Source organism: Candidatus Omnitrophota bacterium, from assembly GCA_014728045.1.
Lineage (GTDB): Bacteria > Omnitrophota > Gorgyraeia > Tantalellales > Tantalellaceae > WJMH01.
Genome location: WJMH01000010.1, coordinates 64,841 through 83,701 on the forward strand (window position 1 = coordinate 64,841; position 18,861 = coordinate 83,701).

An 18,861-nucleotide genomic window follows, 5' to 3' on the forward strand; every position below is an offset into this window, starting at 1 on the left:
GCTCTAGGCGGTACTTATCGCGCGGACTGCGAGCCGGATCGCCTGTTCCATTGAAGAAGAACTGGCCTGATCCTTGCCGGCTATGTCGAACGCGGTCCCGTGGTCCGGTGAAGTTCTCACGTGCCCCAGACCCAGCGTCATGTTGACCCCGTTATCAAAATCAACCATCTTAAAAGGGGAAAGACCCTGGTCATGGTACATTGATACGACGATATCGACTTTTTTCTGCAGCGCTTTATAAAAAACCACGTCAGCCGATACGGGGCCTTCGATATTCTCGTAAAATTTACGGGCCCTCTCAACAGCGGGCGCGATCACGTCTATCTCTTCGGTGCCTATCTTGCCACCTTCCCCGCAGTGCGGGTTCAGAGCTGCAACAGCGATCTTTGCATCCTCGCCGCCAGTGATCATGCGTCTGTTCGATGCGACCTGCTCCAAGGTGTCGGCGATAAGGTCGACTGAAAGCGCTGACGCCACTTCCCTGAGTGGTATATGTCTTGTTACGGGTACCACCCGCAGGGTTTCACCGACCAGCACCATGGTAACCAGAGCGGACCCGTAAGCCTTCTGAAGATGCTCGGTATGCCCCACGAAACCGGGATGTATTTCGGCGATCTTTTCCTTGTTGACCGGGGCTGTCACCAGCGCCTTCGGGGTCTCGGCGGAACTTCTTCTCATAATATCCACTGCCGCATCCAGACAGCTGAGGGTTTTTTCGGCTCCCCCCCTCGTCGGTTGACCATATCGCGAATTGGCCAGAGGCGGACCCGGATCTATTATGTTGACGGCCTCTTCGTCCGGATCGGCCTGGCTTTCGGTGTTTTCCAGTTTTCTTAATCTGAACGAGCCTCTACCGAACGTCTCAGCGGCCCGCGCCATGACATCCATGTCACCGAACACTATAAAAACAGCAAGCCCTTTGAGAGCAGGGCTTGCCATTGATTTTGCTATGACCTCAGGTCCGATGCCCGAGGGATCCCCCATGGTAATGAATATCTGGGGCTTATTTGTAGGAGATATAAGCATCTTTTCGTTTTTCTTCGAGCCATTTTACAAGCTCTTCCTGGAACCTCTTGCCGTAAAGCTGCTGCCTTAGGAAATCGCTTACTTCATCGAACTCGAGCGGACGGGATTCTCTTACTTCCTCAACAAGGAAAACGTGATATCCCACCGGGCTTTCGATCATTCTGGACCTTTCGTTCTCCCCAAGGGAAAAGATGGCTTCGTCTATCTCCGGCAGGGTCTGTCCCTTTGGAACATATCCCATATCGCCACCGTTCTGCGCATAAGGTCCTTCTGAGACCTCTTTGGCCATATCAGCGAAATCCTTACCTTCATCAAGCTGCTCTATGATACCTTTCATCTTCTGCCTGCCTGACTCGTCACCGGCAACATCCTTTTTGCGTATCATTATACTTCTCACTTTAGCCGCTTCAGGCGCTATGAGCTTGTCCCTGTTCTTTGTATAAAGCTCCTGAAGGTCCCCGGGAGTTATCACTATCTTCGAGGCGACCTCTTTTTCAACGAGTTTCTGGGCAAGCATTTGGTCGCGGATCTCTTTCTTGAACTCGGTAAGATTAGTCCCTTTATCGTCAAGAGCCTGAAGAAACTCTTCTTCAGAGGCGTAATATTCCTTGACTGTATCTATGCGGTCCTGGACTTCATCCTCGTCCACTTTGATCTTGTCTTTTTTCGCAAGGCTGACAGCGAGTTTTGAGTTGATGAGCTGCTCAAGAAGTCCCTTGCGCGCGGCTTCTACGCGCCTCTCGAGTTCCGCGCCCTTAAAATTAGCTTCGTAACTGCGCTTGACCGGGATGAACATCCTGTCGAACTCCCTTTGTGTTACTACTTCATCGTTGACAACAACGATGACCTTATCGACCACCGCATCGGCAGTAGCGCAAAGCGCGACGGCGAATATGCCGAAAACGGCTGTTCTCAGATATTTTAACAGTTCAGCCAATTGCATAACGTCCTCCTTTAATAGGTTTTATTCTGTTCGTACGTCGCCTTCTGTCGTGTAATCACCGGCCAGGGCCTCCTCGTTAATCTTTATGCTGGTCTTCTCCCTGAGCTCGGTCATTAGTTCATTGAATCTCTGCTGCTTCTCGATAGTTCTCAACTTTGAGATAATATCATCCTTCACCTGGTCAAGCGGCCTTAGTTCGGGCGGTTTCCTGTCGGTGAGCTTTATTATGTGGTACCCCAGCTTTGTCTTTACCACCCCGCTCACCTCGCCAACATCCAGCTCTGCGCAGGCCTGTTCGAACTTCGGCATCAACTGTCCCTTGGGGAAATAACCGATATCGCCTCCTCTCTGGGCTGTAGGGTCCACCGATTTGGCCCTGGCGATAGCCTCGAAATCCTCACCCGAAGCTATACGAGCGCGTATCGCTTCGGCTTCAGCCTCGGATGGAACGAGTATGTGTGATACTCTCATTATCTCCGGAGTCATGTATTTGTCATTATTGGTGTTGTAGAATTCCAGTATCTCTTCATCTGTGACCTCTATCGGGTCTTCTACTCGATCTTTCAGGAGCCTTGCTATGAGTATCTTCTCTTTGGCCCGTTGAATGACTTCCTGGACGTCCTTCTCCTTGGCAAGTCCCGATCTGACCGCTTCCTGGTACAACAGCTTGTCATTGATTATCTCTTCAAGGAACTCATCTTTGCGTTTTTGTACTATCTGGCGGTATCTTGGCGGAAGGTTGGATATCCTTTCGTTGAGATCATCAAGGGTTATTTCAGAGGAACCTATACTGGCTATTACAGTCCCCTTTTCGGACCCACCGGTGCATCCTGAGAAACAAAACGCTAAACACGACAAAAGAACCGCCGATATGGATATGGAATATTTATTTATAAGCATAATTATGGTTTTACCCGGTCAGTTACATTGATTATGATATCAGAATAAGGTTAAGCCTTCAAGCAGATTTAACCGGCACCTCCGGGTTCGTAGGTATATCCCTTGTTCTTCAGATGCGTTATCTCCTCCTTGAGCAGCCGGCAGTAAAGGTCAAATCCCACCTGGTCTATGAACCCGCTCTGCTCGACGCCCAGGATGTTCCCAGCTCCTCTCATTTCCAAATCCCTCATGGCTATCTTGAAGCCCGAACCGAGCTGCTGATATTTCTTTATGGCGTTGAGCCTTGTCTGCACTTCGTGGGTCAAGGTAGAAAGGTCTTTGACGACAAGATAAGCGTAAGCCTTGCGATCGAACCGGCCGATGCGGCCTTTCAGCTGGTAAAGGTCTGCCAGACCGAACTTGTCGGCATTATCGATTATCATGGTATTGGCGTTCGGTATATCAATTCCCGATTCGATGATAGTGGTACACACCAGAACGTCTATTTCACCTTTTATGAATTTGAGCATAGTCTGCTCGAGAGTACGGGAGCTCATCTGTCCATGGGCCACGACAAGTTCGGCCTCGGGAACCAGCCTGCTGACATCGGAAGCTACCTTATCTACCGTATCCACCCTGTTATGCACGTAATAGGCCTGCCCTCCTCTTTTCAGCTCCCTTTTAAGCGCGTCGCGTATGATCTTCTTGTCGTAACTTACCACTTCGGTCTCCACAGGTATCCTCTCAAGAGGCGGAGTTTCGATAACAGAGATATCCTTGCCGCCCATGAGCGCAAGATACAGCGTTCTGGGTATCGGGGTCGCCGTGAGAGTGAGTATGTCAACATCGACCCTCATGCGTTTTATCTTATCCTTGTGCTTTACGCCGAACCTCTGTTCTTCGTCGATTATAAGAAGACCCAGGTCCTTGAACTTGACATCCGGCGAAAGAAGCCTGTGAGTGCCGATGATAACATCTATCCTGCCCTCGCTGAGGTTATTGACGATACGCGTCTGTTCCGCCTGGGTCCTGAACCGGTTGAGCATCTCTATATTGACCGGGTAACCTTTGCATCTTCTTGAAAAAGTGTTCATGTGCTGCTCGGCAAGGATGGTGGTGGGAACAAGGAATGCGACCTGCTTGTTGTCCATTACAGCCTTGAAAGCAGCCCTGAAAGCGACCTCAGTCTTACCGTAGCCGACATCACCGCATAAAAGACGGTCCATGGGCCTGGGGCTTTCCATGTCGCGTTTGACGTCCCTGGTGGCTTTAAGCTGGTCGGGCGTCTCTTTATAGGGGAAAGCTTCCTCCACTTCCTGCTGCCAGTCGGTATCCTTGCTGAATACGTATCCGGTTGCGCTTTCCCTTTTCGCCTGCAGGTTCAAAAGGTCCTTTGCCCTCCTGGCGGCGCCCCTTGTGGCCTTTTTCTTGGCAGCGGCCCAGCCCTTGCCCCTTAAGAGGTTAAGCCTCGGCGGTCGGCGGTGAAAGGAAATATACCTCTGAAGCTTGTGGAGTTCGCTGTTCTTTACGTAAAGCTTGTCACCGTCGCGGTATTCCAGAACGAAATAGTCCCGGAACTTGCCGTCGCGCCTCATCCGCTGCATGCCCAGATATTTGCCTATCCCGTAATCGATGTGAACCACGAAATCACCCGGTTCGATATCCACGAAGGAATCGATGGGCTGTTCGGCCATCTCTATGGGCTCCTTTTTCACCCTTGTCTTCCTGAGTACGCCCACGGGAAGTATTATGACACCCTTGTGCTCGGTGATGGTCTTGAATGAGACAAGGTCCACGCTTTTAATGGACCTCACCTTGCCTTCGGTAAGGTCTACCCTCACCGGATACTCGAAGGTTACCGGGTATATGACGAATATCTCCCCCACGGCGCTGTAGTCCCCCTCAGTGGACACCTTCCGGCATCGGGTATAGCCGTAGTTGTCCAAAAGACGCACCACTTCCCCAGGATCGACAGTTTCATTGACGTAGAATTTAAGGGAATCGAACATATAAAATGGTTCCGTTTAGAAAGGCCAGGGAATAATTAAGTTCCTCACATCTTCTCAGGAAGAGCGATATCCAGAAGACCGAGCCCGTTAGCAAGGACTATCTGGACGCATTCAACGAGTATTAACCTCGCCTTGGAAAGCTCTTCGTCATCGGAGACCACACGGCACTCGGTATAAAAAGAATGGAAACTGCGCGCCAGCTCGTTGAGATAAACTATCAGGCGGTTCGGCTCAAGCGCCTCGCAGCTCGCCTTGACCGCGAACGGAAACTCGCCGAGCTTGCGCATGAGAGCCCTTTCCTGCTTTTCCTTAAGCAGTTCCAATTGAGTGCTCTCGAAGGACAGCTCCGGCAGTTTCTCTTCACGATGTTTCTTTATGCTGCAGATCCTCGCGTGCGCGTACTGCATATAGAAGACGGGGTTATCCGCCGATTCCTTTTTAGCCAGCTCAATATCAAAATCGAGATGGCTGTCAAGCCGCCTGGAAAGAAAGAAAAAACGCGTAACGTCCTTTCCTATCTCCTGGAGTATCTCCCGCAGGCTTATGAATTCGCCCTTGCGGGTCGACATCGAAACGGCCTCGCCGCCCCTCAAGAGGGTGACAAGCTGGACTATCAGTATGTCCAGGCTGGATCTGTCATGCCCCAGAGCCTGAACGGCCGCTTTCATGCGTTTTATGTATCCGTGGTGATCAGGGCCCAATAGATCTATGAGCTTTGTGTAGCCACGGCTGTATTTATCCATGTGATACGCTATGTCGGGTGCCAGGTACGTATAAGAGCCGTCACTTTTGACAACGACCCTGTCCTTGTCATCGCCCAGCCGGCTTGAAGCGAACCATCTGGCCCCCTCACTGTCATATATATATCCTTTTTCCTCAAGGAGCGAAAGGGCCTGTTCGACCTCTTTACGCTCTTCTATCCCGGCCTGGCTGGTCCATGTATCAAAGCTCACTCCGAAATCCTCAAGGTCCTTCTCGATAAGGCCCATCATGTATTTTACCGCGTGATCCTGGAAGAACCGGTCAGTCTGCCGATCATCTCCGAGCATGGCCTCGCCCTTTTGCTCCTTTATCTCTCTGGCGATATCGATGATGTAATCACCCATATAACCGTCCTCAGGCATATCCTCTTGCCTGCCGCACAGGTTCCGGTAGCGAACCTTGACGGATTCCCCGAGAAGGCGTATCTGCCTGCCGTAATCGTTCAGATAGTATTCATTTGTTACTTGATACCCCATGAAACGGAGTATCCTGGAAAGCGCGTCGCCTATCGCAGCTTGGCGGCCGTGGGCTATTGTCAGGGGTCCGGTGGGATTGGCGCTTACGAATTCAAGGTTGACGTGCTGGCCATGCCCCTCGTCGCTTCTTCCGAAGTCTTCCCTCTGCTGTTCGATATTGACAAGGAGTTTGTGGAAATAGTCTTCCGAAAAGCGGAGATTTATGAACCCTCCGGCAAGCGCCACTTCACCGATAAATTCTGATATGCCGTCTTTCCGGCTCTGCTGTTCGAACTCGCCAATTATCCCCTTGCCCAGCTGGGCAGGGTTCATGCCCGCCCGGGAAGCCAGGCGCATGGCTACATTGGAAGTGAGATCACCATGCTTAATATCACGTGTAAGCTGGAGGGCAACATCCGTTTCTTCCGGGAAATCTTTATCTGGTAGGTTTTTCTGGAAATAATTCCGGCATGCCTTAAAAAGAGCTTCGGCTATTCTTCTGGAGAGGTCTTTACCAAGCATTTGTTGTTAAACCGTTCTATTGGAGCATCGGACCACAGTCTTTCAAGTCCGTAAAAATCCCTTATCTGTTCATGGAAAATATGGACCACCACATCACTAAAATCAAGCAAGACCCAGTACTGGTTCTGCTTGCCTTCAACGCGCGTGGCGGAGATCTTCTTCTTGGACAGTTCCCTCTGGAGGGTATTAGCAATGGTGTTGATCCGCCTGGAAGACCCCGCGCTGACAAGGACAAACCAATCACACATCATGGACACACGCCTCATGTCCATGATCACGATGTTCTCCCCTTTTTTCTCAGCTGCTATGCGCGCAATTAACCTGGCTTTAGACAAAGGTGTTAGTTTCTTCACTTAACGAATGAATATACTCTGAAAGCCGCCTGTCGGGGCGATCTGGAAAGCATTCAAAATTTATTTTCCCAATATCCTGTACATGCCGGTACCGCAATCGGGGCATTTGCCCTTTACGGCTTTCCTACCGTTCTTCATGGTTACCTCTTTGGCGTCCTTCATTTCCTTCTTGGCCTTACATTTTACACAATAACCTTCTGCCATGGAAAACCTCCTTGAACGATTTTAATAATGAACGAGCATGATAGGTAAAGTGTATCATACTCATACCCAAAGTTCAAGATAAGAACAAAATACACTATAAACTCAGAAAGCTCCTACCGGTAAAGCCCCTTGTTGCGGATATACCTGACGACCTGCCTTGGGGTAAGATAATCGATGGGGCTCCTCTGCCCGATCCTCTGCCGTATGTCGCTGGACGATATCTCGATCGAGGGGATTATTATCCGCTTGATCTTTTTTTCGTAGGGGCTGTTATCTCCCCATCCGGGTCTTGAAGCTATGACGAAAGTGCTCTCCTCGAGCAAGGCTTCGATCTCCTTCCACATGGAGAGGCTCTCTGCCGAATCGGCGCCTGTCAGGAAAAAGATATCGCCATCGGGATATTTCTTCTTCATGTACCTTACCGTGTCTATCGAATAGGAGACGCCTTCCTTGTCAACTTCGTAGGTAGATATCTCGAATCGGTCGTCCTCCTCAAGGGCCATTCGCAGCATGTTCAGTCTGTCCGCGGCCGAGACATCTTTTTCCATCTGCTTGTGCGGGGGCATGAAAGCGGGAACGAATATCACCTTATCGAGCACAAGCTGCGACCAACATTCCTGGGCGAGTATCAGATGTCCGGTGTGTATGGGATTGAAAGTGCCTCCGAGCAATCCTATCTTCATTATCCCTCCCTATCAGGACCTTATCTGGCCGCTTCCTCTTACGATATATTTATACGTACAAAGTTCTTCGAGCCCCATCGGGCCTCGCGCGTGAAGCCGGTCGGTGGATATGCCGATCTCCGCACCCTTGCCGAACTCACCCCCGTCGGTGAACCTGGTTGAAGCATTGACATAAACCGCCGCCGAATCGACCTCTCTCAGGAATTTTTCCGCGACGCCCTTATCTTCGGTCACGATGGCATCGGAATGACCGGAGCCGAATCTTTTGATATGTTCCATGGCCTCTTCCGGGGAAGCTACCACCTTCACGTTAAGGATAAGATCCAGCCATTCGGTGGCATAATCCGCCTCTGTAGCCTCCTCGATCTCATCCGGCAGTATCTGCCTGGTCCTGGCGCACCCTTTGAACTTCACGTTCTCGCCCTTCATCTTACGCCAGATCGAGTCCAGGAACCCATCCGCTATGCCTTCGTGGACGAGCATGGTCTCCATCGCATTACAAACCCCCGGCCTCTGGACCTTCGCGTTCAAGCATATCCGCTCGGCCATCTCGAGATCCGCTTCCCGGTCTACATATATGTGGCATATCCCCTTGTAATGCTTTATCACAGGTATCCTGCTTTTTTCGACGACCTCATTGATAAGAGATTCGCCTCCACGGGGCATGATAAGATCTATCCCGCCAGTCGCTTTGAGCATGGCATCGACAAGATCCCGTGAAGTATCCTCAACGAGGATGAAAGCCCCCTCGTCGAGCCCCTCCTGCCTGGCAGCGGTCGCCATGGCCTCGTATATAGCCTTGTTTGTATTTATCGCGTCACTGCCGCCCCTGAGTATAACGGAATTGCCCGATTTAAGGCACAGTGCTATACAGTCGGAAGTAACGTTAGGTCTGGACTCGTAGATTATGCCTATTACGCCGATCGGAACGCGTACTTTCTCGATGATGAGACCATTGGGTCGCTTTACCTGCTCAAGAACGGTGCCTACCGGGTCAGTAAGTCCGGCCACGTCCTCTAACATCCGGGACATACCCTCCAGCCGCTTATCGGTAAGTTCAAGCCGGTCAATGAACGCCTTGCTTTTTCCTTTTTGTTCAGCGCCGGCAAGGTCGGCCTCATTGGCTTTTTTTATCCTGTCCCTGGCGGAGTGTATGCTTTCTGCCATCGAAACAAGCACGCGGTTCTTGGATCCGGCGGGCATTACGCCCAGCACCGCGGATGCTTTGCGCGCCTTTTCGGTTATACTCTTCATGGTCTTCGTGTGATCCATTTTTCCCTTCCTCGTTTTCAACCCCTCAATGGAAGAAAGAGGCTGGCCATGGTGCCTCTGCCTGTAATGCTGCTGTACTTCAGGTCCCCGTCATGCGCTTTAACTATACCGTAACAGACAGACAGCCCCACCCCTTTGCCGCCTCCTTTGCTGGTGAAGAACGGGTCGAACAGCTTTTCAATGTCCTCCTCGGGTATTCCCTCGCCCGTGTCCGCTACGTCTATCCTCACGTATCCGTTCTCTTTTCTCGTATCAACCTTTATGATGCCACCTGCGGGCATGGCATCAACCGAATTCTTCAGAAGATGGACCACCACGTCACAGATCTCGTATTTATCCATCATAAGTTCCGGCAACTTTTTCGAGTATCTCTCCAGTATCTTTATGTCCTCCCGGTGGAATTCGTTACGAAAGACCTTTACTGCGGTCTCAACCGTTTCGTTCACGTCTGTCTTCTTCACGGTGTTCTTCCTGGGAGCCGAGAACATGAGCAGTTTATGTGTAACCTCTTTTGCTTTATTGCACTCATCGATAATGATCCTGAGATTCTGCTCCGTCGCTCTATCGTGCCCCCCTTCCAGCAGAGAAAGCCTGGCCCGTCCCAGGATAGCCTGAAGAGGATTGTTCACTTCATGCGCCACCTCGGCTATCAGCCTTCCCAACGAACTCATCTTAGCCGACCTGTAGACCTCCCGCCGGTCAACCAGGTTCTCCTGGTAGGCTTTCCGCAGTTCTACGAGTCCAAGAAGGGATATCAAAAGAGCCAGAGCCAGTATAAGACCGATATTGCCGATAAGCACGTTCACGGACCCCAGCTCACCGGTGATCAGATAGAACAGGGCCAGCAGCGGGATAACGCTCATGAGGGCGAACGCTATACTGAACTTCTGGTAAATATTAACGGCTGCCTTCTTGGATATCGCGGCATTATTGCCATTAAAACCTTTTTCGTATATGCCCCGCATTTAATGCCTCTTTCACCGGAACATGACCGGATAAGCATCAGGACTCCTCGAATATGACCAGGTTATCGCGATGAATAACCTCATCATAGTCCTTGTATCCCAGCTCCTCTTCGATGCTTTGGGATTTTTTCCCCATGATCTTTTTCATTTCCTCGGAAGTGTAATTCGAAAGTCCGCGCGCTATGACCCTGTCGGTCTTTCCCACTACTTCTACAACATCTCCGTCAGCGAAATTGCCCTTGACGGCGACCACCCCGCTGGGTAGAAGGCTTTTGTTCCTCTCTATGAGGGCTTTCTCCGCGCCCTCGTCAACCATGACTTTACCCCGCGGTTTCCTGCCGAACGCAATCCATCTCTTCCGCGCCCTGAGGGGTTTTTCGTGCGCATCGAACCTGGTGCCGACATCCTCGCCATCAGCCACCCTCAAGAGCACGTCCTTCTCACGACCTCTTGCGATAACCCCTTCTATCCCGGCCTGGGCCGCATTCCTGACCGAATCAAGTTTCGATATCATCCCTCCGGCACTTTCCTCACATCCCTTGCCCCTGCAAAGAGCCTTTATTTTGCCGGTAACCAGATCAACGTGCCTGATGAGCTTCCCTTTCTGGTCATAAAGACCTTCCACATCCGTAAGGATCACCAGCATATCAGAAGAAGCAAGGTCCGCCACCAGGCTCGATATGCGATCGTTATCCCCGAACTTGATCTCATCGGTCGATATGGAATCATTCTCGTTGATTATGGGTATCGCGCGGTATTTAAGCAGAGTGTTCAGCGTATACCTTATGTTAAGGAACCTCTTACGGTCATTGAAGTCTTCGCGCGTGAGAAGTATCTGTCCGGCGACATATCCCTTTTTACCGAGGTGCTCATTATAAATGTCCATAAGGTGGTTCTGTCCCACACTCGCGATGGCCTGCAGTTCGGAAAGAGACCTTCCCTTTTTTTTAAGGTCCAAAAGCCCCAACCCGGCGCCTATCGCGCCTGATGAGACCAGCACGACCTCGATTCCCTTATCCATAAGAGAGGCCATCTGCCGGGAAAGGTTCTTTATAACATCCCTGTCAATTCTGTTGTTCTTGTCGGTCAGGACCCTGGTCCCTATCTTTACCGTTATCCTCTTCGCCTTCTTCTTTGACATCTTTCACCTTTTTGTAAATGGCTGCTATGAGCTCCTTTATTCCCTGGCCGCTTAGCGCCGAGACCGGCCACACTTTTGATTTCACGCATTCGGTGAACTTTTCAAGATTCTCCCCGGCCCCCGGCATATCCATTTTGTTTGCAGCGATCAAGCGGGGTTTACCGTAAACTTCTTGCCCGTAGAGCTTGAGTTCCTTTTCCAGATTAAAAAAGTTATCCGCAGGATCCGACCCGTCCAGCGGGGCCATGTCAATGACGTGCACGAGGACGCAGGTCCTCTCAATATGCCTGAGGAACCTGTCGCCCAGCCCCCTTCCCTGATGCGCGCCCTCGATCAATCCGGGCATATCGGCGACAACAAAAGAATCCTCGTCCATACTCACCATTCCAAGTTTAGGGCTTTTCGTGGTGAACGGGTAAGGTGCTATCTTCGTGTGTGCTTTTGAAATGCGTGAGACGATCGTGGATTTACCGGCATTGGGCAGGCCGATAATGCCGGCATCAGCGATAAGTTTAAGCTCCAGAAAAAGCGTTCGGGACTCTCCCTCTTCACCCCGGGTAGGTTCTGCGAGTTTGGCGCTTCCTTTGCCCCCCTCGCCGCCTCTGGCGACCACAACCTTTTCATCGGGGGCCGAGAGGTCCCTGATGACCAGGTCGGTTTCGGCGTCCCTGATAATGGTGCCTACTGGTACTTTCACGAGCCGGTCATCCCCTCTTTTGCCGTGTTTCCGGTTGGATCCGCCATTCCTGCCGTTATCGGCACGGTAATGCTGGTTGTATTTGAAATCGAGAAGGGTGTTAAGGTTTGTGTCGCTCTTGAAGATCACGTCTCCGCCGGAGCCGCCGTCACCACCGTCGGGTATACCCTTACGGTGGAAAATATCCTTGTAAAGACTGTTGCAGCCGTCACCGCCCTTACCGGCGGTAACATAGATCTTTGCTTGATCTATGAGCATCTTTAACTGGGGACTACATTAACGATCCGGGAACCGGAGAACTTGATCTTCCCAGCGCATTTGGCAAAAAGAGTATCATCTTTGCCCTTGGCAACGTTCACGCCAGGTTTATAGCGGGTGCCCCTCTGCCTGATAATTATACCTCCGGCCTTTACGACCTGACCGCCAAACCTTTTAACACCAAGTCTCTGCGCGTTTGAATCGCGCCCGTTTCTTGAAGATCCCTGTCCTTTTTTATGTGCCATGATATTCTCCCTGAATTATGATCGAGCCAGGTTTCAGTCCTCAAAGTGTATGTCTTTGACCTTGAGCTCGGTAATGTCCTGGCGGTGCCCCTTTTTCGACTGGGAACTTTTCCGGTCCCTGTACTTGAAAACCTTTATCTTCCTGCCCCTTTTATCGCCCAGAATCTCACATTCAACATGGGCTCCTTTGACATAAGGACTTCCTATCTTGTAGGAATTCCCCTTCTTACCGAAAAGTACCTTATCAACTTTCAGTGTTTTCGATTTACGGGGCTCAATGCGATTTACCGTGAAAACCGTATCCTTTTCAACTTTTATCTGTGAACCTTTAAGTTCTATGACAGCGTACATCCTGTATCTCCTCAGTTTCGAACTTGCATAAGTTCTTTATTAATAAAATGTTATATGGGGAAAGATAATAAAACCCCCATATAATTAGAATAATACTATCAAATGGGGATATTATTGTCAAGGGGAAACTGGATCACTGGTTAAAGCTGACAACCTCGAAAACCGCTTCTCCGTCCTCACCCAACATATCGCTCGGGGAGACATAAGCATAGGTATAATCGATAAGTGTGATGAAATTCCACATCACGATATCTCTTCTTGCCATCATTATCCCGTTTATATCAATATCAGCAAGCAACTCGAGCGAGATAATATCCTGAGAGGCGTATACAAGAGCTTCTTCGGTGTAAAGACGCCCGAATATACCCACGTTACCGTTTCTGGCCATCAAAACATTCCTTGTCCCGGACTTATTTACCGTCAAAGTACCTATGATCCTTATCCTGTCCGCCACAAGCCCCCCGTTAAGGGTACAGTTGCCTCGGAAATCCACATTCCCGTCAACGAACACGACACCGTTGCCGGGGGAAAGGCTCACCCCGTCGAATTCCTGGTCGGTGTCGTAATAGTCCCCCGAATCTTCAGCGAGCTGCTGGTATTTCGTGAAATCAAAAGTCGGGAACGTTACCCTGTCTTCGTCCTCGTAAACGGTGGCGGTATCGTTGGAATCGCCGTTAATAACAACATGGTTATCCCAGATATCCCATGATCCCTGATCGTAACGAGTTCCTTCTTTGACAGTATCGGTAGCTGAAACCCTTCCGGTTATGTACAAATAAGCGATAAGTGGACCGGACTTAAGATAAACGTTGTTATTGGCGTGTATGTCCCCCACGATGCGGGCGCCGGCAACAAGGGAATTTATGCGTATATCGTTACCCGACGCTGAAAAGAAGTTCAAAGCGGTAGGCGTATTATCCTTTATCTCAGCTGATACCGTATCGGAGACGCCCGAGACGGTGCCCACCGATGTCACAAGATGCCTGCCGCCAGACTGGGTATATGTAACGCTGTAGGAACCGGTATCCATGGAACCGGTGAAATTACTCCTTGCGGTAAAACCGTTCGCCTTTATATCGGCAAGAGCGTGATTAATGCCGGCTTCGGCTATGTGCCGGGCCTGCTCCACGTCCTTGATCCTCCGGATAAGTCTTACGTCCCGCTGTAGAACGGTGGACAGGGATATGGTATTAAGGGCTATGAGCGCTATAAATATAAGAACTATCGGCAGCACACTGCCAGTATTGCTCCTGAGGAGCCCTTTCATTATGTTCCTGGTGCCATTTATATACATCTTTAGCCTCCCGGGATCATTTGCCCGTATTCCTTGGCTGTACTTCTATATAATTCTCAGCGGATATGGTCCTGCCCTGCACCTCGTCCTCCGTCGCCACATGCACGCTCAATATCTTGACGAGCTCTTCCCCGTCAACTATTATCTTCGCCTGGCCGTAATTATTCTTCCTGGCTATGTACCCGGTTACATTACAGATGCGCTCTCTTCCCGGCCAGTCTATTTCAACATCGTCGATCCATACCGAATAGACGCCCGTAACATACGGGGTACCGCTTACTGCCGGAAAATCCGTCACCGCATAGTTGTCCACCTGATCATCAACATACTCCTCATAGGTCTTCTCCGTTGAAGAGACTTCCCAGTAGGGATCACTGGCAAGCTCGGCAAGGAACTGCACGTATCTGCCAGTTCCGATCGATAATCCTCCGGGATTGGAAGTGGAACCGGTCACGCTTTCCCAGTCGGTGGCGCCTGCCATGTATTCGTCCGAATCCGAACGCGCTTTCAGTGTTATTTCCGTACCCGTTGGGCTGTCCTCGGACCATTTTACCTGATTATAGATCGGCGTGCTCAGGGAAGTATCGAAAATATGCGATTCTACGCTGCCGGATGAGTCCCACGTATCGATATTCGTGGTAATATAAATGTTCTTGTCTGTGGAGGGGGACTCTCCGCTCCAGTCAGGCACTCCGGCCATGGTGGAATAAGATGAGCCAGGCAGATAATAGGTGCGCGTGACACCGGATGTCCCTTCCCAGTACTTGGTCGTCGTTGAGCCGGCGTCCTGTATATTCATCGAGATAAAATAATCGCTGTCGGTCCTCAACGGATAGGCCGTCCACACGCTCCACACTTCAGAATCCGCCGGGATACTCACATCAGGAACGGGTGAACCGGTATCGTCTTTAAAAAAGAGCTGCTGGTGACGGTGGAACTCTTCAACATCGAGTCCCGAGGTATTCCGGTTGGCCTGCCCGTCCGATCCGAAACTTCCGTCCCTTTTAGTTATATAAGCGCTGTGTATGTTGAGGGCATCACTTGACCCTGACTTGAATTTGACCCGGATCAGGTCCGCTTTTTCATCGATGCTGTCACGGAAAACAACCGTTCTTATGGCTACCGGCGGGGTCACTCCGCCGGGCATCGCACCGTTCCTGCCCTCCTGCTGGGAATCCCCGGCTTCGGCATAAGCGTACCAGGTGATGTCCCCCTCTTCATCCTCCTGGGGTATATCCAGAGCTATCCTCACCCTGTCACCTGTGGTTTCAGTGTTGTCCAGCGAGGCGTTATCGAAAGCCGATTCCCTCAAAAGATCATAATAGTCCTGTATCTCGACATAGGAACCCACTCCGCCGGCCGACAACTCCAGATAATTGTTGTTGCTCCATGCTCCGTCAGTGACAAGATTGGCAGAACCTGCAGCCACGGTGATGCTGCCCATTGGCGCATAAGAGGAATCATAATACTCGAACTCGCGAGATGCCCCCGCCGGCTCGATCATGATATTATCTATCCCGATATCATAGCCTCCGGAAAGATCGTTCTTGCCGGTAACTTCGAACCTGATGGTGTGATCTCCCGAATCCAGTTTGGCCCATCCGAAAACCACCTTTCCGGCCCTGACCGGGGTAGCTGAAGCGTCATAAAAATCCACTACGGGTGAAACGGAAGAGATCTCGAAGGTATTAACATTGGGCAGGAATCCGGTATCGGTGCTGTAGCTGCCGGTTCCAGCACCGGTAGTGACCACGCCCGCGAGTTGGGTATATCTCTCTTCGTCGGTGAGCGTATTATCTCTGTTATAAAGGACCGTGCGGCGCAATGTCGCGGTCCCGCCACCTTCGGAGTAAAGGTGGTAAATTATGGTCTTGTCCCAGTCAATGTTCCCGTTGGCGTTCAATGAATAAAAACCGTTATTGTCAGTCTCTGCCGCTGGCATGCTCACCGCTGTATAGGGACTGGCTCCGGAGGGGTAGAACACCATGTACGTAAGGCTGGATAATCTCACGTCGTGCTTCATCGTCTCAAGCGCCTGCATCATGTTCATCCGCATGCCCGTCTGCTGAGCTTCGCTCATCCAAGCCCTGCTGGTAAATATCCACGCAGAAAGTATAGCGCCTATGACCATAACAGAAAGTGCTGTTACGAAAAGCACCTCGATCACCGTGAACCCTTTTTTGTCGCGAAATCGTTTCATCATTACACGCCTCACTGGATTTTTCCGCGAAAAAACCTCATTCCATATCCGCGAACAAAGTTTCCATAACTACGGGCTGGCCTATGTAACTTATCTGTCCGGCATCGTCAGTAATACTGCCGTCCATGTAGACCTTTGCTCTTTGAACCGTCACTTTGACCTTTGCAAGGAACGCATTGCCGCTATAATTCTCGGTAACCTCGGTCGTCCTGACATAATGTCCGTCCGAAGCCAGGTTACCGTCGGCATCTACGCGCACATCCGTCTCTTCTGCGAATCCCAACTGGTCAAACTCCAGACGTTTGACCATGTCTATCCGTCTCTGTGCAAGATATGAAGCTGTATACACCCTGTCTATCCTCTGGGAAAAGACCGACGTCTGGGTTACCGCAGCGAACAGGGAAACGACCACCAGAGCCACCAGGGCTATGGATATGACCACTTCTATAAGCGTCATGCCTCTGGAACTATTGAGCATGCCGTTCATGATCGCCTCCTGGGTTTCTTATACCTTTACTTTAATGATATACCTGTCGTATTTAATACTTGTTAAGGAGGGGTTAAGATTCAATTAATTTTTCTGAAACAGAAAACTGGATAAAGAGAAACCTAACGTTCCTCCACTATCACGTCCTCTATGTGGAATGAACTGTCCTCCCGGATCTCTACCCTGCATTTGTTCCTGCGCTGAATGTCACTGAGCATTTTCGCTTGATCCTTGACAAGAACCTCGTGTATATCCGGATGGGTAACGGCAACGACATGTTTTCTTCTTTTGCTGCTCTCGGCGAGCACCCTCTCTATTTTGCGCACGGTTTCTATGGCAATTGTCTGAACGCTCTTGACAACACCTTTGCCCCCGCAATAGGGGCACTCAACATAAGAGGCGCTTTCTATGCTTTTACGCATTCTTTGTCTTGTCATCTCGACTACGCCGAACTGGGATATGCTCCTTAAGTTGATCCGGGCCTTGTCGTCGCTGAGGTTGTCCTGAAGAACGTGGAAGACCTTGTCCCTGTGCTCTCTTTTATCCATGTCGATAAAATCAATTATGATAATGCCGCCTTTATCCCTTAACATGAGTTGTCTGGGAATGGATTCGGCCGCTTCCAAATTAGTCCTGTAGGCCGTCTCCTCAAGGCTTTTCTTGCCAACATAGCTGCCGGTATTGACATCAATAACCACAACTCCTTCGGTCTGTTCTATGATAAGGTACCCGCCGCTTTTAAGCTCAACCTTCCTCTCGAAGATCTGGTCCAGCTGTTTCTCCAAATTGTATTTCTGGAACAGCGGAGTGCGGCCCTTGTAAAGTTTAACTTTCTTCTTGAGCGCAGGCATGTACGATTTGAGGAACTTGGTTATCCTCCCGTATTCTTCCTTGGAATCGACGACAAGCTGCGTGACATCTTCAGTGAATATATCCCTTATCATGCGCAGGACTATACCGTATTCTTCATAGACCATTACCGGCGCCTTCTGCTTCTCAGCGCGCGACTTGACCTTCTTCCAGAGGTTGATCAAGTATTTAAGTTCGCTAACCAGCTCCTCTTCAGACCTGCCCTCGGCTACTGTCCGCACGATACAACCCATACCTTCGAGGAACTTGACCTTGTTGAGGACCTCGCGTATCCGCTTTCTTTCACCACGGTCGCTTATACGGCGTGATATGCCTATGTTCGAATCATGTGGAGTGAGAACAGTATACCTGCCCGGAAGGCTGATATACGTCGTAAGACGTGGACCTTTTGTGCCGATGGCCTCCTTGACGACCTGCACCATCCTTTCATCCCCGACCTTCAGAATATCTTCTATCCTGTGTGTGCGGCCCTTCTTCCTCGACTTCATCTTGGGTTCGTCCTCATCCTGTAATATCTCTTTAAGGATCGACTCCTTATCCACGACATCACTCACATGCAGAAAACCGTTCTTGTCCATGCCAATATCCACGAACGCGGCTTCGATACCCGGAACGATCGCGGTGACCCTGCCCTTGAATATGCTTCCGGCATAATGCTCCAGCTCCTCCCTCTCCATGAAAAAGTCGACCAGCTCTCCGTCCTCAACGATCGCCGCGCGTTTTTCAACGGGAGTTACGTTGATGAATATTTCCTTTCCTGTCTTTTTCTGGCTTTTGCGCCTCTTTCTTCTTCCCATGTTATTTACTCCTGTCTCATTCTTGTTGCCCGCGACCGATAGTCACGGATCAGATTCTCTTTATCCCGCGTATCCTGATGCCCTCGGGTAACTGGGAATTCACCTCATCCATAAGAACCCCGGGCTCCCTTTCTTCCTCCAGCCAGAAGGCCATCTTTTCGTTATCGCTTTCCTTTCCGAGCTTGAGGGCCTCGGGCATGCTTATCCTCACTCTGGGCGTAAACCCCTTCGTGAGAACGAACGGCAAAGATACCCTTCGTATGGCCCTCCTGAAAAGGGTCATGACATCGAGATGTGAAATGAAAACGCTGTCCCCTTTTTTTGAGTATACAGCTTCGTATTTTACAGTATCGGGATTTGCCATGCTTCATGTCCGAAGCGAAGGACCCGGTGGGAAATACAGGACGGATTTGAGGATAGTAAAAACTCTTCTCGAACACTCTCGCGC

The 18,861-nt window shown here is 50.5% G+C and carries 18 protein-coding genes; all 18 read right to left on the reverse strand.

Translation table 11 applies throughout. The features are described from left to right. Positions 1-3 precede the first annotated feature (3 nt). On the reverse strand, positions 4-1,026 hold the full coding sequence (gene pdxA, locus GF409_02890) for a 4-hydroxythreonine-4-phosphate dehydrogenase PdxA (protein ID MBD3426159.1): 1,023 nt from the start codon (positions 1,024-1,026) through the stop codon (positions 4-6). Beyond that, complete coding sequence (locus GF409_02895) at positions 1,004-1,969, reverse strand: hypothetical protein (protein ID MBD3426160.1); 966 nt, start codon at positions 1,967-1,969, stop codon at positions 1,004-1,006. The genes pdxA and GF409_02895 overlap by 23 nt, the downstream gene beginning before the upstream one ends. A gap of 21 nt (positions 1,970-1,990) precedes the next feature. Beyond that, positions 1,991-2,869 (reverse strand): hypothetical protein, encoded by an 879-nt coding sequence (locus tag GF409_02900; protein ID MBD3426161.1) that lies wholly within the window; start codon positions 2,867-2,869, stop codon positions 1,991-1,993. A 68-nt stretch (positions 2,870-2,937) separates the two neighbouring features. Then, a complete protein-coding gene (mfd, locus tag GF409_02905) occupies positions 2,938-4,857 on the reverse strand; it encodes a transcription-repair coupling factor (protein ID MBD3426162.1) in 1,920 nt (639 codons plus the stop codon). Positions 4,858-4,901: 44 nt separating this feature from the next. Continuing rightward, the gene (locus GF409_02910) at positions 4,902-6,596 is read right to left on the reverse strand and encodes an arginine--tRNA ligase (GenBank protein ID MBD3426163.1); all 1,695 of its coding nucleotides are present in this window, start codon (positions 6,594-6,596) and stop codon (positions 4,902-4,904) included. After that, a complete protein-coding gene (gene rsfS / locus GF409_02915; protein ID MBD3426164.1) occupies positions 6,566-6,949 on the reverse strand; it encodes a ribosome silencing factor in 384 nt (127 codons plus the stop codon). Before rsfS ends, GF409_02910 begins: the two co-directional genes overlap by 31 nt. Before the next feature lie 317 nt (positions 6,950-7,266). Further along, positions 7,267-7,836 (reverse strand): nicotinate-nucleotide adenylyltransferase, encoded by a 570-nt coding sequence (locus GF409_02920; GenBank protein MBD3426165.1) that lies wholly within the window; start codon positions 7,834-7,836, stop codon positions 7,267-7,269. Positions 7,837-7,848: 12 nt separating this feature from the next. Beyond that, complete coding sequence (locus tag GF409_02925) at positions 7,849-9,108, reverse strand: glutamate-5-semialdehyde dehydrogenase (protein ID MBD3426166.1); 1,260 nt, start codon at positions 9,106-9,108, stop codon at positions 7,849-7,851. A gap of 17 nt (positions 9,109-9,125) precedes the next feature. After that, the gene (locus GF409_02930; GenBank protein ID MBD3426167.1) at positions 9,126-10,073 is read right to left on the reverse strand and encodes a hypothetical protein; all 948 of its coding nucleotides are present in this window, start codon (positions 10,071-10,073) and stop codon (positions 9,126-9,128) included. Positions 10,074-10,110: 37 nt separating this feature from the next. Then, positions 10,111-11,214 carry a glutamate 5-kinase gene (gene proB / locus GF409_02935; protein MBD3426168.1) on the reverse strand — a complete coding sequence of 368 codons (1,104 nt, stop codon included), beginning with the start codon at positions 11,212-11,214 and terminating at the stop codon, positions 10,111-10,113. Further along, positions 11,138-12,169, reverse strand: a complete 1,032-nt coding sequence (gene obgE / locus GF409_02940) for a GTPase ObgE (protein ID MBD3426169.1) — start codon at positions 12,167-12,169, stop codon at positions 11,138-11,140. The genes proB and obgE overlap by 77 nt, the downstream gene beginning before the upstream one ends. Positions 12,170-12,171: 2 nt before the next feature. Further along, entirely contained in the window at positions 12,172-12,414 is a 243-nt protein-coding gene (gene rpmA, locus GF409_02945; protein MBD3426170.1) for a 50S ribosomal protein L27, read from the reverse strand. A gap of 33 nt (positions 12,415-12,447) precedes the next feature. Continuing rightward, positions 12,448-12,765, reverse strand: a complete 318-nt coding sequence (gene rplU, locus GF409_02950) for a 50S ribosomal protein L21 (GenBank protein ID MBD3426171.1) — start codon at positions 12,763-12,765, stop codon at positions 12,448-12,450. A 133-nt stretch (positions 12,766-12,898) separates the two neighbouring features. After that, positions 12,899-14,059, reverse strand: coding sequence for a hypothetical protein (locus tag GF409_02955; GenBank protein MBD3426172.1), 1,161 nt, complete (start codon positions 14,057-14,059; stop codon positions 12,899-12,901). Positions 14,060-14,075: 16 nt separating this feature from the next. Beyond that, a complete protein-coding gene (locus GF409_02960) occupies positions 14,076-16,262 on the reverse strand; it encodes a hypothetical protein (protein MBD3426173.1) in 2,187 nt (728 codons plus the stop codon). 34 nt (positions 16,263-16,296) lie between these two features. Beyond that, entirely contained in the window at positions 16,297-16,746 is a 450-nt protein-coding gene (locus tag GF409_02965) for a hypothetical protein (protein MBD3426174.1), read from the reverse strand. Between the two features lie 122 nt (positions 16,747-16,868). Continuing rightward, positions 16,869-18,413: an Rne/Rng family ribonuclease gene (locus tag GF409_02970; protein ID MBD3426175.1), complete on the reverse strand. Its 1,545-nt coding sequence runs from the start codon at positions 18,411-18,413 to the stop codon at positions 16,869-16,871. A gap of 49 nt (positions 18,414-18,462) precedes the next feature. Continuing rightward, positions 18,463-18,777, reverse strand: a complete 315-nt coding sequence (locus GF409_02975) for a DUF2344 domain-containing protein (protein ID MBD3426176.1) — start codon at positions 18,775-18,777, stop codon at positions 18,463-18,465. Between the last annotated feature and the right edge of the window lie 84 nt (positions 18,778-18,861).